13 protein-coding genes and 1 pseudogene are annotated in these 18,057 nt (G+C 67.6%); 2 read left to right on the top strand and 12 right to left on the bottom strand.

Going from position 1 to position 18,057, the window contains the following annotated elements; all coding sequences use genetic code 11:
* Positions 1 to 9: 9 nt before the first annotated feature.
* The 5 genes and pseudogenes from AB0H64_RS24460 to AB0H64_RS24440 form a co-directional block, all read right to left on the bottom strand.
* Positions 10 to 6,363, bottom strand: coding sequence for a DNRLRE domain-containing protein (locus AB0H64_RS24460; RefSeq protein WP_357628478.1), 6,354 nt, complete (start codon positions 6,361 to 6,363; stop codon positions 10 to 12).
* 498 nt (positions 6,364 to 6,861) lie between these two features.
* Entirely contained in the window at positions 6,862 to 7,023 is a 162-nt protein-coding gene (locus tag AB0H64_RS24455; protein ID WP_357628475.1) for a hypothetical protein, read from the bottom strand.
* A 773-nt stretch (positions 7,024 to 7,796) separates the two neighbouring features.
* Positions 7,797 to 8,267: pseudogene (locus AB0H64_RS24450) on the bottom strand (DUF6338 family protein); the annotation flags it as partial.
* Positions 8,268 to 8,413: 146 nt separating this feature from the next.
* Positions 8,414 to 8,662 carry a DUF6338 family protein gene (locus AB0H64_RS24445; RefSeq protein WP_357628472.1) on the bottom strand — a complete coding sequence of 83 codons (249 nt, stop codon included), beginning with the start codon at positions 8,660 to 8,662 and terminating at the stop codon, positions 8,414 to 8,416.
* A 326-nt stretch (positions 8,663 to 8,988) separates the two neighbouring features.
* Positions 8,989 to 10,152 carry an acyl-CoA dehydrogenase family protein gene (locus AB0H64_RS24440; protein WP_357628470.1) on the bottom strand — a complete coding sequence of 388 codons (1,164 nt, stop codon included), beginning with the start codon at positions 10,150 to 10,152 and terminating at the stop codon, positions 8,989 to 8,991.
* A 124-nt stretch (positions 10,153 to 10,276) separates the two neighbouring features.
* Here AB0H64_RS24440 and AB0H64_RS24435 point away from each other — a divergent pair, with 124 nt between their 5' ends.
* The gene (locus AB0H64_RS24435) at positions 10,277 to 11,590 is read left to right on the top strand and encodes a UDP-glucose/GDP-mannose dehydrogenase family protein (protein ID WP_357628467.1); all 1,314 of its coding nucleotides are present in this window, start codon (positions 10,277 to 10,279) and stop codon (positions 11,588 to 11,590) included.
* Positions 11,591 to 11,665: 75 nt separating this feature from the next.
* On the opposite strand, the gene purE is transcribed toward AB0H64_RS24435, so the two are convergent.
* The 3 genes from purE to AB0H64_RS24420 are packed head-to-tail and all read right to left on the bottom strand — an operon-like array spanning position 11,666 to position 14,241.
* Positions 11,666 to 12,145 carry a 5-(carboxyamino)imidazole ribonucleotide mutase gene (gene purE / locus AB0H64_RS24430; protein WP_357628615.1) on the bottom strand — a complete coding sequence of 160 codons (480 nt, stop codon included), beginning with the start codon at positions 12,143 to 12,145 and terminating at the stop codon, positions 11,666 to 11,668.
* Positions 12,146 to 12,159: 14 nt separating this feature from the next.
* Positions 12,160 to 13,308, bottom strand: a complete 1,149-nt coding sequence (locus tag AB0H64_RS24425) for a 5-(carboxyamino)imidazole ribonucleotide synthase (RefSeq protein ID WP_357628465.1) — start codon at positions 13,306 to 13,308, stop codon at positions 12,160 to 12,162.
* A 45-nt stretch (positions 13,309 to 13,353) separates the two neighbouring features.
* On the bottom strand, positions 13,354 to 14,241 hold the full coding sequence (locus tag AB0H64_RS24420; RefSeq protein ID WP_357628462.1) for a hypothetical protein: 888 nt from the start codon (positions 14,239 to 14,241) through the stop codon (positions 13,354 to 13,356).
* A 333-nt stretch (positions 14,242 to 14,574) separates the two neighbouring features.
* Here AB0H64_RS24420 and AB0H64_RS24415 point away from each other — a divergent pair, with 333 nt between their 5' ends.
* Positions 14,575 to 15,015: a GtrA family protein gene (locus tag AB0H64_RS24415; protein WP_357628460.1), complete on the top strand. Its 441-nt coding sequence runs from the start codon at positions 14,575 to 14,577 to the stop codon at positions 15,013 to 15,015.
* A gap of 12 nt (positions 15,016 to 15,027) precedes the next feature.
* On the opposite strand, the gene AB0H64_RS24410 is transcribed toward AB0H64_RS24415, so the two are convergent.
* From AB0H64_RS24410 to AB0H64_RS24395, 4 genes are all read right to left on the bottom strand, one after another.
* A complete protein-coding gene (locus tag AB0H64_RS24410; protein WP_357628458.1) occupies positions 15,028 to 16,305 on the bottom strand; it encodes an ATP-binding protein in 1,278 nt (425 codons plus the stop codon).
* A gap of 3 nt (positions 16,306 to 16,308) precedes the next feature.
* Entirely contained in the window at positions 16,309 to 16,977 is a 669-nt protein-coding gene (locus tag AB0H64_RS24405) for a response regulator transcription factor (RefSeq protein WP_043620820.1), read from the bottom strand.
* Positions 16,978 to 17,360: 383 nt separating this feature from the next.
* The gene (gene bfr, locus AB0H64_RS24400) at positions 17,361 to 17,840 is read right to left on the bottom strand and encodes a bacterioferritin (RefSeq protein ID WP_357628455.1); all 480 of its coding nucleotides are present in this window, start codon (positions 17,838 to 17,840) and stop codon (positions 17,361 to 17,363) included.
* A gap of 16 nt (positions 17,841 to 17,856) precedes the next feature.
* Complete coding sequence (locus tag AB0H64_RS24395) at positions 17,857 to 18,033, bottom strand: (2Fe-2S)-binding protein (protein ID WP_310708232.1); 177 nt, start codon at positions 18,031 to 18,033, stop codon at positions 17,857 to 17,859.
* Positions 18,034 to 18,057 lie beyond the last annotated feature (24 nt).

Raw genomic sequence — 18,057 nt, 5'->3', positions numbered from 1 at the left:
GGTCAACGGCTACTTGACGCCCGTATAGTAGTCGGAATTCTTATTGATGTGCCCCGGCCAGCAGTGGTCCTCCATCTTGGGGAGCGGTATCGGGGCACCGGTGTTCTCGTTGTCGCCGACGAACCTGTTGAACCATCCGTCGCCGTCGAGGATGCGATCCTGGTTATAGAACCGGCGCAGCAGGTTGCCGGCTATTTGGTTTGCTTCCCACCTTCCGGCGGGCATCGCGCAGACGGAGAGGTTCCCCTTCTGATCTTCCTCAGCGGAACGGTTGCCCGACGAGGCGAACGGGTACTCGTCGCACTCCTGCGGGTTGGGATCCGCGGTGTAATTGGGCCATAAGCTCCGGCATCTGGTCACAGCACGACCATTGTTGTTGTTGATGTTCGCGCGCAGCCGCCAGAGGTTTTTGGTCACGTCGGGCCGGCCGGATCCGTTGATGGCGCAACCGGGTATGGCCTTCGGGGCGTTTCGCTTAGGGAAGGTGTCCGTGGAGTTGTAGCAGGCTTTCCAGTAATGGATGTAGGCCTCCTCGTATCCACCGGACTGCTTCCACTGGATCGACGGCACGATGGGAACCGTGCAACCGCCGGTCGTCCGAGACACATAGTCCGCGCTGTCACATCTGACCTTGAAGTCGTGCTCGGTCGTCGTGAAGTCGAAGTCGACCTTGTGCTCGATCTGCGCTCCAGCGGAGATCTCCGCGTACGGCTGGAAGACGCAGTTAGAAATCCTTTCGGTGTTGGTTTGAACTTCGGTCTGGTACCAATCGGTGCGAGTCGCAGGCGCGTGCGCCGGGTCGGCACGGAACTGGAACGTCGCTACCTTGTTCCACTCATCGGCCTCGTCCCAGGCCGTATCGTCCCAGTCGTCGACTTTCTTCGTCACCTTGTTTTGATTTCCGATGACGTCGCGACAGGCCGTCTGATTCCTCGCCGGGCGCATTCCCACGGTGAGACCGTCATCGCCCACCTCGACCGACGGCAGAGCGACGCCGTTGTACTCCCCCGTTGCGATGAACACATCGAACCAGGTGTCACGCGTTGTCGCACCCGGGTCATTAGAGGACTTGCCGGTGTAAGTTTTGGCGACGAAGAGCAGTTCGGCGTCCCAGGAATTGCCGTCCGATATATCGATATCATCGTCGTCCTGATCTACCCGGTGGTGCACCGACACCTTGTATTTGATGCAGCCACTGAAACGGTTCTTCATCAGGCCATGCGTCCGCTTGCCACCACCGTATTCCTTGTGGCACGTAGCCGGATCGATCCGGCTGTATTTGCCCGCGAGCACCGCGTTCGCAGGTCTTGCGGAGGAGTCGCCCTCTGCCGGTGTTTCGGCGGCGGGGCCGCCGTCCATCACTCCGAAGACCTCTTCGTCGGTGAGATCTCGGTCGAAGACCCATACGTCGTCCAGACTCCCCCTTAGGGCGGTGCCCAGGGTCATCGGAGCGGTCGAATTCCAGGCCGGGAAACTGACCGCCGAGCTTCCGATCAGGTTTCCGTCCAGGTACAGGGCCACTCTTCCGGACGTCTTCGAGTAGACCCCCGCCACATGGAACCACGTATTGACGGGCGGCTTGACGCCGGACAGCACTCCCTCCGCGGAAGCGCCCGCGTCATCGGCACTGCTGAGGGTGAATACCAAGCCATGCTGGGGATCGTTTCCGAACCTGAAGGGTGCCTGGCGTGTGCCTCGCTGCTCCAAAAAGTTGGCAGCGGTATCTCGATCAGACAGCCGAAGCCATGCGGCCACAGTGAAAGCCTGATCAGTCTGCAGAACCGGCCCTGCGGTCTGGGCGAAAGGCCCGCTACCCGCCTGGCTTACGGACACGGTGAGCTGCTGCCACTCCGCCCAGGGGGAAGCCGTCTCACCGGCGATGACGCGAACGCGCCAGCGGATCTTCCAGCCGTCGGTCAGCTTGCCGTCCTGCACCGTGACGGCCGCCTGGGCGCCGGAAGTGAGGTTGTCCACTGCGGCAGCCCAGATCGAGCCGCTGCCCTGGCCCTCCTCCGCGGCGGGGTCATGTTCAACCTCGAATTGAGCCCGTAGCGCACGCCCTTGAGGATCAGTCACCGTCGCCTTCAGCGTCGGTGTGGTGAGCGTCGTCACCGTGATGCCGGCCACAACTGAAGACGGGATGACCGTGAGATCACGCACGCTGGGCTTCGGCAGGGCGAGGGTGAGGAGCTGCCAGCCGCTCCAGTCCGAGGCCAACTCGCCAGCAACCGCGCGAGCGCGCCAGCGAATCCTCCAGCCGTCGGTCAGCTTGCCGCCAGGTACGGCGATGCTGGCGTGAGTGCCGGCCTGGACGTTGTCGACGGCACCGGCCCAGATCCGGCCGCTGCCCTGTTCCGCTGCCGCCGGATCGTGCTCGAGCTCGAACTCGGCCCTGAGCGTGCCGCCCACGGGGTTGCTCACCTGCGCGAGCAGAGTCGGCGTCAGGCTGCTGGTGACGGTCGCCCCATCCACCTGCTGTGACGGATTGACCTGTAGCACCCCGACCGACGGGTCCGAGATTGGGTCCGGCAGGTCGACGGTCATGGCCTGCCAGTCCGACCACGGCGAGCCGACCGTGGTGGTGGTGTTGATGGCGCGGACTCGCCAGCGCACCTTCCACCCGTCGGTCAGCTTCCCGTCGGGCACGGTCGCCGAGGCTTGAGTGCCGGAGGCGACGTTGTCGATGGCGCCGGTCCAGATCCGGCCGGTGCCTTGCCCGGCGGCGGCTGGGTCGTGCTCGACCTCAAACTCGGCCCGTACCGGCTGGGCGGCCGGGTCGGTGACCGTGGTGCGCAGGGCCGGCGTCAGGCTCGTGGTCACCATGACGCCGTTCACCACCTGTGAAGGGGTGACCTGGAAGGCGCCGACCGTCGGGTTCGGAACGTCGACCGTGACCGTCTGCCAGGCCGACCAGGCCGAGGTGGTGGCGGCGGTGGCGTTGGCCGCGCGGGCCCGCCAGCGGATCTTCCAGCCGTCGGCGAGCTTCCCGGCGGGGACGCTCACCGTGGCCTGGCCGCCGGAGGTGACCACCGCGGAGGCTCCGGCCCAGATCTGGCCGCTGCCCTGCCCGGTCGCGGCCGGATCGTGCTCGACTTGAAACTCGCCGGTGAGACGGCCGCTCGCGGTGTCGGCGACGGTCGCGGCCAGCTGCGGGGTGAACGAGGTGGTCACGGTGACGCCGTTCACGCTCTGCGCCGGCGTGATGGCGAGGTTGGAGACGACCGGCTGCGAGACCGGTCCGCTGGTGGTGATGGTCAGTGTGGGCGGCTGGTTGAAGTCGGTGTCTTCGGACGCTGTGAGGTAGCGCCAGTTTGTTGCTGTGCTCTCGGTCGGCGACTGCACCACCAGGCCATGGTCGGCGGCTCCGGCCGCCCAGTCCTGGGCGATGCCGGTGACGTTCCACACCAGAGGCTGGGCTCCGCCTGGGCATTCGAGGTCGTAACCGGCCTTGTTGATCTGCGCGTCCTCGGTGGTCGCGGCCGGCTTGTTCGCCCAGTAGAGGTTGTTGACATCCCAGGCGCCGGTCACCCGGCGGGCCTGCAGGCCGTCACTGACCGACGTTCCGCAGGCTGAGCTGACGATGTTGTACAGCGACAGCTTCGCGTCGGTCACCGTCTGGCCCTGCAGACTTCCTGTGGGGAAGCGCAGGTACGAGCGCATCTTCTGCCCCGTCTGCACGCCGGTGATCATGGTGGGGCTGTCGGGGTACGCCGGTGAGTCCACCGTGTCGGTGCTGGCGAGCGAGACGTCCTCGCTACTCGTCGACGCCGCCAGCGGCTGGATCCGGACCGGGTAGGTGGTCGCGGAATCGGCCATGAAGTGGTGGTCAGGCTTGACCACCAGCTCGGTGCGGCCATCCCGTGCGGTCACCTCGGTGTTGACCGGGACGCTCTTGGCCAGCGGGCGCCGTCCCTTGGCACTGGCGTCCCACATGACCGGGCGCGGCGCCGAGACGACAGTCTTCTTGTCCTTGCCCTTCAACAGCAGCCGGCCGCCCTTGCCCTCGGTCAGGGTCAGGCCGTCGTCTTCGACGCCGATCCGCAGCTCCAGCGGCTTGGCGGGCCGCTGGCGCAACACCACCTCGTGCCGGAACCCGGCCGACAACGCCGTCACCACCAGGTCGGCACCCGCACCGGCGGCGTCGGTGTAGGTGGCCACACTGCCCTTGACCGTCGGCTTCGGCAGCGGCGTCGGCCAGCGCAACGCGTAGGACTTCCCATCGGCGGTCATCTTGACGAATGCATCCGTGCCACCGGCGGATAGTTCAACAGCCACACCGTCGGCGATGACGTTTGGCGTCAATCTGCCGCTCTGGGTTGCCAGTGTGGTGTCGATGGGCACCCACCGTCCGTTGCGCTCGGCGCGAACCGGCCCCGCTGTCACTTCGGTGATGAACGACCGCCCACCGGGCTGAGCATAGGTGACGCTGGTCTCCGTAGTTTCTTCTGGCACTTCTACCTTGACGTTCCCTACAGCTGCCTGCTGTGCGGCGGCAATGCGAGCCGGCAGGAGGCTCTCCGCGGCGGGAGCGTTGCGAGCCGCGTCACCCGCTCCGACGTTGGTGAGCGCCGAGTTGCTGATCCCAGGAGTCCAAGCGACGCCCGGGTTTACGGTGGCCGGATGGTCCTTTCCGGATACGTCGGCGGCTGTACTGCCGGAGGCTTCGCTGAAGGGCCAGCGACCGGCAATTCCCGTGTCGGGTGCGTCGACCGGCGTCAGGTCCAGATCATCGGTGGAGGCCGCGTAGTCCTGATCGCTCGAGGCTCGGTATTCCGCGTCCTGCGCGTTGGTGATCGGCTCTGGCTCCGGCAGATAGGTGGAGACCCGGCCCTTCGCTGCCCACTGATCGAGTTCAGCTTTCGTCGCGGGACGCTCCTCGTCCATCTCGAGGAGGTACACAGCGGCGACATGCCTCGTGGGAACAAAGTCCACCGTCAAAATGGGCGGGTGAAGTTGTCCCTTGCAGGCTTCCAGCGGCGACGTCATGCACCCGCCGGCGTCCTCGGAGCGGTAGCGCCGCCAGTTTCGCAACTCGGATTCGTTGCCCGCGGTGAGCTGGATGCCGTAGTTGGTGGCGCCGTCGACCCACTCCTGGACGATCCCGTTGAGGCTGTGCGTCAGATCCCAGGCGTAGTTCATGGAGCCGGTGCAGTCTTCGCTGTAGGCGCCGAGCTCGGTGTCCGCACCCACACTGGTGACGGATGGCTGGCTGTTCCACTTCAGCGTCGTCTCATCCCAGTCGGAAGTGATCCTCCGCGCCGTAATGCCGGAGCCAACCGACATCCCGCAATCGTTGGACTGGTAGTTCCACAGGTGCAGGTCAGCGTTATCCACCTTGCTGCCCGCGAACTCGGCGGGGATATCGGGAAACTGGAGATAACCGCGCCAGCGCTTGGCGACGCTGCTGGCGTAGGACTTGCCGACCACGATTTGGTCCTGGGTGAAGGTGTCCCAGCTGTCCTGGTAGTCGACGTCGTTGATCCAGGTGTCCATGCCGCCGTGCGACCAGTCACCAGTATGGCCTTCGTACCAATCAGAGGCCGCAGCGGTCATCGTCACCGGATACGTCGTGGCCGGATCGGCCAGGAACGCGGCGTCCGGCGTGAACACCAGGGCTTTGCCGTCCTGGGCTAGCGTGACGGCGGCCCTGCCGACCTTGCCCGCGTCGATCGGGGCGTTGGTGTCGGCGGCCTTGGCGTCCTGCACCAGGGTCGGCCGCACTTCGGTGAGCGTCTTGCCGTCCTTGCCCACGATGATGGGTCTGCCGGCGGCGTTCATCTTGAACGACAGCCGTTCGGGCAGATCCACCGCAACTTGGAACGAGACCGGGCCAGCGGGCCGTTCGGCGATGGTGATCTGTTGCCGGAAGCCGGTCGCGTTCGCGGTCACCACGAGATCGCGGCCCTTGCCGTAGGCGCCGGGGTAGGTGGCGGTGTTGCCCTTCAGCCTGGGCTCGGGCAGCGCCGACGGTGTGCTGATCTTCGCCGTGGCATCGGCCACCTGGCTTTTGAGCAGGGTCTTGTCCCGGCCGGCGGACAGGACGAGCCCCCCTTTCGCGGCCTTCGGCTTGATGGTGCCGTCCGCCTCGACGAGGGTGGTGTCGATCGGCGTAAAACCCTTGCCATCAGCGTTCTTGACGCGGATCGGCTGGGAAGAGAGCTCCATGCGGATCGTCTTGCCGTCCGGATTGGCGTAGAAGGTCGCGCTCTCCGAACGCAGCGACTCGATCTCGACCCGCCGGTTGTCCTTCTTCGCCTTCGCCAGCGCCTTGCTGGTAGGCGTGGTGGGAGCGCTTGGCGGCGACGTCGTGGATTTCGGCGTTGGGGGTGGTGTCGGGGCTTGGGCGATCGCGGGTGCGCTCATCAGCGAGGGCGGCAACACCAAAGCCGCGATCAGGGCAGCTCGACGGCGCGTCCAGGCGGGTAAGCCGGACGCTGAGTAACGTGTTCTCACTCACAGCCTTTCGAACGAATGTGGCAAAACGGAGTGATCATGACATAAGGTGCAAGTAAAAGTAAAGATCATCTTCAGTGAAGAAAAAGTGTCCTCACGTTGGAGGTCTCAAGAGCGAGGGGGAACTGAAGCCGGGCCAGGCAGAAGGCAGCCAAGAGCGACTGCGACTCTCCCGATGACGTCGGGGTTCAGAACCAGGGCGGGTCCATCGCCATGGCACTGCCCGGATCGGCTAGCTGGAATGGCCGATGCGCTTTCGATGCTAAAGAAGCGCAGCTAGGTTGCGAGCGAGCCCTGATCGCCAGCAGGCTCTTGACCCCGGCGGGATAGCATGCACCCCATATCTCGGCGAAGACGTCGATGCGCTGCTGCACGATCACGGCGTGGTCGGACGAACGGATTCAAGCCCTAATCGACGCTCACCCCGCTCTCTTCCAACTGCTCCCGATACTCGGGGCCGCGTGCGGGTTGTGGCAGGACGAGCTGTTCGGCCTGGCCCTCGAAGACATCGACTTCGGCAAGCAGGCCCTCCGTGTATGACGGTAGATCAAGAAGCTTGGAGCCGACCACGTCTTCGCCCTGCCGAAGAACGACCGTGAGCGGGGCTACCGCTGCCTAACTGGGCCGCCGAGGCCATCACGGGGCACCTCTCGGCCTATTCCCCCGCTGGCCTGTTTCCTGCCCTGGGAGAAGGCAGACGGCAAGCTCCGCACGCACAACCTGCTGTTCCGCTGGATGGACGACTGCTTCATCAAGGCAAGGAGCTACAGCGAAACCGTCTGGAAGCCCGCTCGTACAAACGGGCGTCATCCCGGCACCGGACAACGACACACGCCAGCGAAGCCGCAGCACCGCCTCCCGCAAGGAGGGCCACACCCACTCAGGCACAACTACGCGGGCGTCATGCTGGCCGGCGGCGTCTTGGTCAACTCTCCGTGTACCTCGGGTACGCCGATCCCGGCTTCACTCTCCGCGTGTACACCCACATAATGCGGGGCTCCCACGACCGGGCCCGCCGAGCGAGCGATGACTGCTTGTTCTGTCCTCGCACCTCTCCTGATAGCTCGCATTCGACACCGCGGTGTCACCCTCCCATCGTGAGCCATAAGCCACTAGCCGCCATTCGCCGATGGTCCTTTGCAGCCGCTACGGGATTACGCGCACCTCATGAAGACATCCGACCTGGCCAGACCCTGGGTGAAATCCGCTTGACCAAGGCCACCCGTGAGATGGCCTAGCAACGGCCTAGGGCAGAGATTGTCGGTCATGAACCGTAGGGTGAGCGGCAACAGCTGCTTGGCGACGCCAGGCATGTTTCGCCTTGGCATGGCGAAAGGAGATCTCTATGGCAAAGACCGACCAGAATGCTTCCTCCCTTTCTTCACAGGTCGTTGAGGGGCAGCGGCCTGTTCACCGGCCAAGCTGGGAGGAGAAGGGGCAGAAGCCTGTGTCGAATGTAGTTCCGCCAAGTCAAGCGGAGCCTCAGATTGAGAAAGCGAAGCCGCAGCCACCGTCTCAGGGGAAGAAGTAGCAGAGGACTCAACGTTCGGGTCCACGTAAGACACGCTGACCGCGAGGATCCGTCGGGCAGAGATCGTCACCGCCCCACAGTTGAGAAGGGTGGCATTCTCCGCTATCGCATCGGGTTCCTTGTAGTGCACTGGGGCTACCAGGATCAGTTCGCGGTCAGCGTTCTCTTCAGAGGACGGATTGTACGAAAGCAGAGGGCCTTCGAAGAAGGCGCCGTTCTCCAAGTCCACGCGGACATGAACAGCCCTGTCCCCGCGGAACTCATCGAACAGCCGGTACCAAGCGGACGCTGCCGACGGATGACTGTAGGGTGTCTTGAGCCAGCATCACGTGGGTGAGCCGCGCAGTAGGTCAAGAGAACCGCCATGACCAGGAGCCCAAGCTCCTACCTGCATGTAGTGCCCGCGCACCCGACCGGACCGATCGCCGATTAAGTACTCGTTGGGATCCCGGAGTAACGCATCGAGATCGAAGGTAATGCCCGCCATAGGGTGCGGAGTACCAAGAAGAGAACAAGAACTGTGAGATCTGCGACGACGCTGACCACCACGACGGACGTTGTCTCGCGCCAAGCCGAGACTCGGCGCTCTGCGCCAGCACGGTCCCGGCTGATGATGTAAGCGAACCCGGGAAACAGCAGCGCAACGAGCAGTAGTAACCCGGAAATGGTCGTCGGCATCGCGCGCCTTCCTTGAGAAGCTCGGCGAAGGGTCCGAATGAACATAGCCGTCTTGTCACAACCGAAGAGGCGATCCCGACCGCGGCGCAGACCTCCACCGTCGCCGGCCCTGGCGCACGAGCGCGCCAAGCGCAGGTTTGCCTCCACAGGCTTAGCCCGGGCGGACACCCCGATTGGTGTTGCGCTGGCCATCGACGACCGCCTGTTCCAGCCACGTACCGTCTATGACGGAACAGGCACGGAACAGTGATTCTTTAGAGGTCGCGTCCAGACGCAGCGGACCCCGCCCACCCGGTACGGGAGGCGAGGTTTCCGCATGTCAGGTGCTACTTCAAGAGCTGCCTCGCCATCACCATTCTCTGGATCTGGTTGGTGCCCTCGTAGATCTGGGTGATCTTGGCGTCGCGCATCATGCGTTCCACCGGGAAGTCCTTCGTGTACCCGTACCCGCCCAGCAGTTGCACCGCGTCCGTGGTGATCTCCATGGCGGCGTCCGAGGCGGCGCACTTGGCGGCGCTCGACAGGAACGTGAGGTCCTTCTGCGGCTGCCCGTGCATGGCGAGCTCCGACTTGGCCGCCGCGTGGTAGGTGAGCTGCCGCGCCGCCTCGAGCTTCATGGCCATGTCGGCCAGCATGAACTGCACGCCCTGGAAGTCGGCCACCGCGCGGCCGAACTGCTTGCGCTCCTTGACGTACCCGATCGCGAAGTCCAGCGCCCCCTGGGCGATGCCGAGGGCCTGGGCGGCGATGGTGACGCGGGTGTGGTCGAGCGTGGCCAGGGCGGTCTTGAAGCCCGTGCCGGGGTCGCCGATCATGCGGGAGGCGGGGATGCGGACGTTGTCCATGATGACCTGGCGGGTCGGCGACGCCTTGATGCCGAGCTTGCGCTCCTTCGGCCCGAAGGAGACGCCCTCGTCCGACTTCTCCACGACGAACGCGGAGATGCCGCGCGCCCCGGCCGACGGGTCCGTGACGGCCATGACCGTGTAGTACTCGGACACGCCCGCGTTGGTGATCCACATCTTGGTGCCGTTGAGCACGTAGTGGTCGCCGTCGAGCACGGCGCGGGTCTTCATGGCGGCGGCGTCCGAGCCGGCCTCGGGCTCCGACAGGGCGTACGAGAACATCGCGTCGCCCCGCGCGACCGGCGCGAGGTAGCGGGCCTTGAGCTCCTCGGAGGCCGACAGGAGCAGCGGCACGGTGCCGAGCTTGTTGACGGCCGGGATGAGCGAGGACGAGGCGCAGGCGCGCGCCACCTCCTCGATGACGATGACCGTGGCGAGCGCGTCCGCCCCCGCGCCGCCGTACTGCTCGGGAACGTGGACGGCGTGCAGGTCCGCCGCGACGAGGGCCTTGTAGACGTCCCAGGGGAACTCGCCGGCATCGTCAGCCGCGGCGGCTTGAGGGGCGATCTTCTCGTCGGCGAGGGCCCGGACCGTCTCCCTGAGCATGTCGTGCTCTTCGGCGGGCGCGTAGAGAGGGAAGCTCATACCCAGATACTAGGATGTCCGACCACTTTGTTACCAGTCAGTACGGTTTGTGAAATGGCACAGGTGGCACAGAACGAGATAACGCGGGCCGGTAACATGCCTGGCGATCGAAAGGAGCTCACACGTGCCATATCGCCTCACGGTGATCGGGACCGGATACCTGGGCATCACCCATGCGGCCTGCATGGCGGACCTCGGATTCGACGTCCTGGGCCTCGACATCGACGCCGACAAGATCAATCGGCTCAACAGCGGTGAGCTGCCGATCCACGAGCCCGGCCTGGAATCCGTTCTGCGCCGCGGACTCGAGTCGGGCCGTCTGCGCTTCACCACCTCGTACGAGGAGGTGGCCGAGTTCGGCGACGTCCACTTCATCTGCGTCGGCACCCCGCAGAAACGCGACGAGTACGCGGCCGACGTCTCCTACATGGACGCCGCCGTGGATTCCCTCGCCCCGTTCCTGAACCGCGAGTGCCTGGTCGTCGGCAAGTCCACCGTGCCCGTCGGCACCGCCGGGCGGCTGGCCGAGAGGCTGGCCCGGCTCGCCCCGGCGGGTGTCCTGGCGGAGCTGGCCTGGAACCCCGAGTTCCTGCGCGAGGGCTACGCCGTCGAGGACACCCTCAAGCCGGACCGCATCGTCATCGGCGTCCGCTCCGAGCGCGCCGAGAAGATGCTGCGGGAGGTGTACGAGCCGCTGGGCGAGGTGCCCATGGTCGTCACCGACTTCGCGACCGCCGAGCTGGTCAAGACCGCCGCCAACGCCTTCCTCGCCACGAAGATCTCCTTCATCAACGCCATGGCCGAGGTCTGCGAGGCCGCGCACGCCGACGTCAAGCAGCTCTCCGAGGCGCTGTCGTACGACGACCGCATCGGCGGCCGGTTCCTCAACGCCGGGCTCGGGTTCGGCGGCGGCTGCCTGCCCAAGGACATCCGGGCGTTCATGGCCCGGGCGGGCGAGCTGGGCGCCGACCAGGCGCTGACGTTCCTGCGCGAGGTGGACGCGATCAACATGCGCCGCCGCGCCCGCATGGTGGACCTGGCCCGCGAGCTGGCGGGCGGCTCGTTCCACGGCTGCACGGTCGGCGTCCTGGGCGCCGCCTTCAAGCCGAACTCCGACGACATCCGCGACTCCCCCGCGCTCGACGTGGCGGTCACGATCGGCCACCAGGGCGGCCGGGTCACGGTGTACGACCCGATCGCGCTGGACAACGCCCGCAAGGCGCACCCCGAGCTCAAGTACGGCGAGTCGGCCCTGGAGGCGGTCCGCGGCGCCCACGTGGTGCTGCTGCTGACCGAGTGGCAGGAGTTCGTGGAGCTGGACCCGGAGGAGCTGGGCGCCGCCGTGGCGACCCGCCGGATCGTCGACGGCCGCAACGCGCTCAACGCGGAGGCATGGCGCTCCGCCGGCTGGCACTACCGCGCCCTCGGCCGCCCCTAGCCCCAAAGAAGCCGCTCCGGCCCGGAAGAAGCTCCGGAGGCCCTCACGTACGAGCAGGGGCCTCCGGAGGTGAGGTCAGCGGAGCTCTGCCGCCTCCTGGCGGAGTTTCTCGCCCTTGGCGTACGCCTGCTCCTTCAGCCTGCCCTGGAACTCCTCCATGCGCCGCTGGAGCTCCGGGTCCGAGGCCCCCAGGATGCGTACGGCCAGCAGCCCCGCGTTGCGCGCCCCGCCCACGGCGACCGTCGCCACCGGCACCCCGGCCGGCATCTGCACGATCGACAGCAGCGAGTCCATCCCGTCGAGGTACTTCAGCGGCACCGGCACCCCGATCACCGGCAGCGGCGTCACCGAGGCGAGCATGCCGGGCAGGTGGGCCGCGCCTCCCGCCCCGGCGATGATGACCTTGAGCCCGCGCCCTGCGGCCTGCCGGCCGTAGTCGATCATCTCGGCCGGCATCCGGTGCGCGGACACGACGTCGGCCTCGAACGGCACGCCGAACTCGGCCACGGCCTCGGCCGCCGCCCGCATGACGGGCCAGTCGGAGTCACTGCCCATGACGATGCCGATGGTCACGTGTACTCCCCGGTGGTCAGGTAGACGGCGGCGTGCCGGGCGCGGGCGCGGACCTCGTCGAGGTCGTCGCCCAGCGCGGTCACGTGGCCGATCTTGCGGCCGGGCCGGACCTGCTTGCCGTAGAAGTGCACCTTGACGCCCGGGTCGTGGGCCATCACGTGCTCGTACCGCTTGAACAGGTCGGGGTCGTCGCCGCCGAGCAGGTTGGCCATGACGACGACCGGCGCGGTCATGGCGGGCGAGCCGAGCGGCAGGTCGAGGACGGCCCGCAGGTGCTGCTCGAACTGGGACGTGCGCGCGCCCTCGATGGTCCAGTGGCCGCTGTTGTGGGGGCGCATGGCCAGCTCGTTGACCACCAGCCCGTCGCCCGAGTCGAACAGCTCCACGGCGAGCAGCCCGGTCACGCCCAGCTCCTGGGCGATGCGCAGCGCGATGTTCTGCGCCTGCGCGGCCCGCTCCGGGTCGAGGCCGGGCGCGGGGGCGAGCACCTCGACGCAGATGCCGTCCTGCTGGACGGTCTCCACGACGGGGTAGCTGACGCCCTGGCCGTGCGGCGAGCGCGCCACGAGCACGGCCAGCTCCCGCTGGAACGGCACGAACGCCTCGGCCATCAGCGGCACGCCGCCGGCGAACGCCTCGGCGGCGTCCTCGGCCGAGCGGCACACCCACACGCCCCGGCCGTCGTAGCCGCCTCTGACCGCCTTGAGCACCACCGGCCAGCCGTGCTCGCCGGCGAACCGGGTGACGTCCTCGACGCCGGAGACACGGGCCCAGGCGGGGCAGGGCGCGCCGATGGCGGTCAGCCGCTCCCGCATGACGGCCTTGTCCTGCGCGTGGACGAGCGCGTCGGCGCCGGGGTGGACGGTGACGCCGTCGGCGGCGAGCGCTCTGATGTGCTCGGTGGGCACGTGCTCGTGGTCGAAGGTGATCGCGTCGCAGCCCTTGGCGAAGTCGCGCAGGTCGGACAGGTCGCGGTAGTCGCCGATCCGCGTGTCGACGATCACCCGGGCGGCGCTCTCGTCGGCCGAGTTGGCCAGCACCCGCAGCTCCACTCCGAGCGCGATGGCGGGCTGCTGGGTCATCCGGGCGAGCTGGCCGGCGCCGACCACGCCGACGACCGGGCCGATGGGGCGGTAGGAACTCACGTGTCGTGAGCTTACCCGGCCTTTCCGGGCTCGGCCCGGTCCGGGTCAGCCCGCCGGGCCGCGGCGCACGCCGACGGTCGTGAGGCCGTCGGCGGCGGTGAGCACGCTGGCCAGCTCCACCAGCTCCGTCCCCTCCGGCGACAGCCCCTTCAGAGGGTGCCTGAGCGCCGCCCTCCCGGCCTTGGGCCGCTGCCGGTAGGTGAGCCGTACGACGTCGAAGACCAGCATGGACTCGTCCGACAGCGCGACGGCGCGCGGCGGGCCGTCGACCAGCTCGACGTCGATGGCCAGCCGGTCCGGCCTGACCTGGGCGGGTCGCCTGACGATCTCGTCCAGCAGCCCGCGCACGGGGTCGCCGGAGGGGAAGCGCACGCCGTTCACGCCGGCCGGGTCGGTCAGGTACGTGAGGTGGCGCTGCGGCACGAGCCGCGCCTGGGTGGCCAGGTCCTGCCCGGCCGTGACGCCGGCGTCGCCGGGACGGACGGGCTTGCCGCGCGCGGGGATCGGGCCCGCGCCGAGCCGCCAGCGGCCGTCCTCGAGGACGAACACGAAGTACGCGGGCGACGGCTTCCTCGCCAGCGCCGCGAACCAGCCGCCCTCCTCCGGCAGGAAGAACTCCGGCTCGCTGTAGAGGGCTGGGCGGCCGTTCCGGGTGCCCTTGCAGGCACGGCCGCCCAGCGGCTTCTCGGCCCACGTGGTGAGCCCGGCGACGGCGGCGCAGTCACGCCGCCTCCACGCCTCGTCGAGCTCGGTGAGAACGCCGAACGCCGACTCGGCCGTGGACTGGTCCACCCGCGGCGGCGGGGACTCCTGGGCCGGGAGCGGCTGCTGCTCGGCCACCACGCCGCCGCCGGTGTCGGCGGGCGCCGTACCCGCACATCCCACCGCGCACACGGAGAGAACGGCGAGCAGCACGAGCGGTCGTAACGGCACGGTTGGGTCCCGAGGGTCATGGCCGTGGGAACGGCGGTCCGTCTGAGCCCGACGCCGGCGCGCATGGCGCACCGGCGGTCTGCCTCCGCAGCGTAATACTCATGATCCGTATTTGTCCGGGCATAAGCCGATATTCAGGGGGGTGTTGGTAGGGGTCCCGGTCTTCACCGCTCCGGCCCGTGCGTGAGGTCACGGCCAGTACGCTGGTGTGGTCAGCCCGGCCGCGGGCAAGCTGTCACATACGCGGACACCAGGCGGTCAGGACGCGGAGCAGGAAGGGACCGAGCCGGAGACGTGGATTTCATCAGGGTCCTTTACCAACGGTTCTCGTCCTTGCTGCACGAGCTGACCAAGTTCGGGCTGATCGGCATCGCGGCGTTCGTCATCGACACGGGGATCTACAACGCCTTCCTCGTCCTCGACTGGGGACCGATGACGTCCAAGGTGCTGGCCACGGCCATCTCGGCCACCTTCGCGTACGCGGGCAACCGGTTCTGGACGTTCCGCCACCGCGAGCAGAGCGGCCTGCGCCGGGAGTACTTCCTGTTCTTCCTGCTCAACGGCATCGCGCTGCTGTTCGGCGTGCTGGTGATCGGCTTCACCAAGTACACCCTGCACCTGCACGACCTGTTCAGCCTCAACGTCGCCAACATCGTCGGCGTCGGGCTCGGCACGCTGTTCCGCTACTGGTCGTACAAGCGGTGGGTGTTCCTGGAGGCCACCGACCCGATCCCGGCCGAGCTGCCCGACACCGAGGTCCGCCAGGAGCGCTGACGCGAGGGATGGTCAGGCGGGCCCGCTGACCACCCGCGTCCGGTTGTTCTCCTCCACCGGCCGCAGGAAGATCGCGAATGTCGCCGGGCGGCGGCGCACCAGCTCCAGCCGGCCCCCGTCGGCGGCGGCCAGGGCGCGGGCCAGCGTCAGGCCGAGACCCGTGCCGCCTCCCCCGCTCACGTTCCGCTCGAAGACCTTGGGCGCGATGTCGTCGGCGATGCCGGGCCCCTCGTCGGCCACCTCGATGACGATGTAGCTGTCGCCCTGCGTGGTCGTGACGATGACGGTGCCGCCGCCGTGGCGCAGGGAGTTCTCCAGCAGGGTGGCGATGACCTGCCCGAAGCCGCCGGTGGTGGCCAGTGCCTTGAGCCCGCGGGTGCCCTCCAGCAGCAGCGTGCGGTCGCAGCCGCGGAACACCGGCTCCCACTCGGTGATCTGCTGGATCAGCACCTCGTCGATGGAGACGGGCTCGGCCTGGGCGTGCCGCTGGCGGCGGGCCGCGGCGAGCAGCTCGTCGATGACGGCCGTGAGCCGTTCGGCCTGGACGATGGCGGCCTCGCCCTCCTCGCGGACCACTGTGGGCTGGTCGGAGGCGGCGACGATCTCCTCCAGACGCATGGTCAGCCCCGTCAGCGGGGTGCGCAGCTGGTGGGAGGCGTCGGTGGCGAACTCCCGCTCCCGGGTGAGCAGGTCGGAGATGCGGGTGGCACTGCGGTCGAGCACCTCCGCGACCCGGTCGAGCTCGGGTATGCCGTAGCGGTGTCTGCTCGGCCGGGCGTCGCCGGAGCCGAGCCGCTCGGCTATCTTCGCCAGGTCCAGCAGCGGCAGCGTCAACCGGCGCGACTGCACGATGGCCAGGCCGACGGCCACGGCCAGAGCCGCGACGGCGAGGGCCACGATCAGCAGCAGGCGCGCCCGGACATCCTGCTCGACCTGGTCCCGGTCGCGGCTCACCCGGACGTAGATGCCGTTCTCGGACTGGGCGTCCTCGGCCATCTGGTGGCCCGGCGGCGAGGCCGTGCCGACGATGGTCGCCTTGGGAGGGTTCGCTCGTTCGTAGATCTGGATGTAGCGGCCGGGATACTTCTGCTCGAGTTGCTGAGGGTCCAGCGGCGTCTCCTGGATGCGGGCATACTCGACCTCCCCCACCAGGCGCGTCGCCTCCGCCCTGAGCTCCTGGGCCGCCTCGTCGACGATCAGACGGCTGACCACGATGCCCAGGGGGACCCCCAGCAGCAGGACCGCGATGACCGCGACGACCAGAGTGGAAGTGAGCAGGCGGCGGCGCATCGCCTACTCGCGTTCGAAGCGGAAGCCGACTCCCCGGACGGTGGTGATGTAGCGGGGCTTCGCCGCGTCGTCGCCGAGCTTGCGGCGCAGCCACGAGATGTGCATGTCGAGCGTCTTGGTCGAGCCCCACCAGTTGGTGTCCCACACCTCGCGCATGATCTGCTCGCGGGTGACCACCTTGCCGGCGTCGCGGACCAGCACGCGCAGCAGGTCGAACTCCTTGGTCGTCAGATGCAGCTCCTTCTCCCCCATCCAGGCGCGGCGGGAGTCTGCGTCGATGCGGACGCCCTGGACCACCGGAGTCTCGGACGTGCCTCGGCGCAGCAGCGCGCGCACCCGGGCGAGCAGTTCGGCCAGGCGGAACGGCTTGGTGACGTAGTCGTCGGCGCCGGCGTCGAGGCCGACGACCGTGTCGACCTCGTCGACGCGGGCGGTGAGTATGAGAACCGGAGTGCCGTGTCCTTCGGCGCGGATCCGGCGGGCGACCTCCAGCCCGTCCATCTCTGGCAGGCCGAGGTCAAGAACGATCAGGTCGATGCCCCCCGACAGAGCCCTTTCCAGGGCCTGCGGGCCGTCGGGGCTCACCTCAACCTGATAGCCCTCACGGCGAAGCGCGCGCGCGAGCGGCTCGGAAATCGAGGTGTCATCCTCGGCGAGAAGTACGCAGGTCATGAAGCGATCGTAGGACCTTAAGCGATCGTTTCCCGGGCACAGCGCACGGTTTGACTTGTCGTTGACCTATCCATTGACCTGGGCAAACGCTGATAAATATCGGTTAGCCGGGCTTAAATTACCGCGATTGGCGGCCGTGACGGCGAATGAGCGCGTCCAGCGGAGCGAAAAGCCGTACCGCGCCGGGCGTGTCGCACTCGGGCGTGTCGTTCATAAAATCCATCCCGGAATGTACGGGCGTGTCCCGTGCTTTCGGCGGCGCCCATCCGCCCGGAGACGGCGACGCCCGCCGGAGGGGGCCCCGGCGGGCGTGTCGCGCAGGCGGACGTCGGACGGACGTCGGACGGACGCCCGGCAGGCGCCGGACGGGCGTCGGACGGGCGTCAGACGGTCGGCGGCTCCGTGTAGCGGGCGAGGTAGAGCTGCTCGCCCAGGCTGTGGATGAGCGCCAGCTCCGTCTCCAGGTAGTCGATGTGGTGCTCCTCGTCGGCCAGGATCTCCTCGAAGATGCGGGCCGAGGTGACGTCGCCCTTCTCGCGCATGAGCTGGATGCCGGGCCGCAGCCGCTGCACCACCGACAGCTCGACCTCCAGGTCGGCCTTGAGCTGCTCCTCCACGGTCTGCCCGATGTGCAGCGTGCCGAGCCGCTGGTAGTTGGGCAGCCCTTCGAGGAAGAGGATGCGGTCCGTCAGCCGCTCGGCGTGCCGCATCTCGTCGATCGACTCGTCGCGGGTGTGTTTGGCCAGTTTCGTGTACCCCCAGTTCTCCTGCATCTTGGCGTGCAGGAAGTACTGGTTGATGGCGGTCAGCTCCGCCGTCAGCTGCTCGTTGAGCAGCTCGATGATCTGCTTGTCGCCCTGCATGTACGGGCCCCTCGTGCTATGCGGTCGTCAGTTCCTCAGACCGTTTCAGCATCGCACAGATTTTCCGGACACAAGAGGCACAGTCCCCACCGGCACCAGTGGTGTCGCGTACCTGCCGGGCGCTCCGCGCGCCGGCGGCGATGCAGTCGTGCACCTCGTTCTCGGTCACGGCACGACAGACGCACACGTACATGCGGGGGAAGCCTCTCACTCTCTG

The sequence above is a fragment of the Nonomuraea sp. NPDC050733 genome (assembly GCF_040654215.1).
GTDB lineage: Bacteria > Actinomycetota > Actinomycetes > Streptosporangiales > Streptosporangiaceae > Nonomuraea.
The sequence above is the reverse complement of the archived record's forward strand: the minus strand, read 5'-3'. Positions and strand labels throughout refer to the sequence as shown.

Coding starts and splice junctions, on each gene's coding strand:
- purE (WP_357628615.1), bottom strand. CDS start 12,145: ATGGGCAGTGACTCCGACTGGCCCGTCATGCGGGCGGCGGCCGAGGCC.
- AB0H64_RS24460 (WP_357628478.1), bottom strand. CDS start 6,363: ATGAGCGCACCCGCGATCGCCCAAGCCCCGACACCACCCCCAACGCCG.
- AB0H64_RS24395 (WP_310708232.1), bottom strand. CDS start 18,033: ATGTACGTGTGCGTCTGTCGTGCCGTGACCGAGAACGAGGTGCACGAC.
- AB0H64_RS24405 (WP_043620820.1), bottom strand. CDS start 16,977: ATGACCTGCGTACTTCTCGCCGAGGATGACACCTCGATTTCCGAGCCG.
- AB0H64_RS24410 (WP_357628458.1), bottom strand. CDS start 16,305: ATGCGCCGCCGCCTGCTCACTTCCACTCTGGTCGTCGCGGTCATCGCG.
- bfr (WP_357628455.1), bottom strand. CDS start 17,840: ATGCAGGGCGACAAGCAGATCATCGAGCTGCTCAACGAGCAGCTGACG.
- AB0H64_RS24445 (WP_357628472.1), bottom strand. CDS start 8,662: ATGCCGACGACCATTTCCGGGTTACTACTGCTCGTTGCGCTGCTGTTT.
- AB0H64_RS24440 (WP_357628470.1), bottom strand. CDS start 10,152: ATGAGCTTCCCTCTCTACGCGCCCGCCGAAGAGCACGACATGCTCAGG.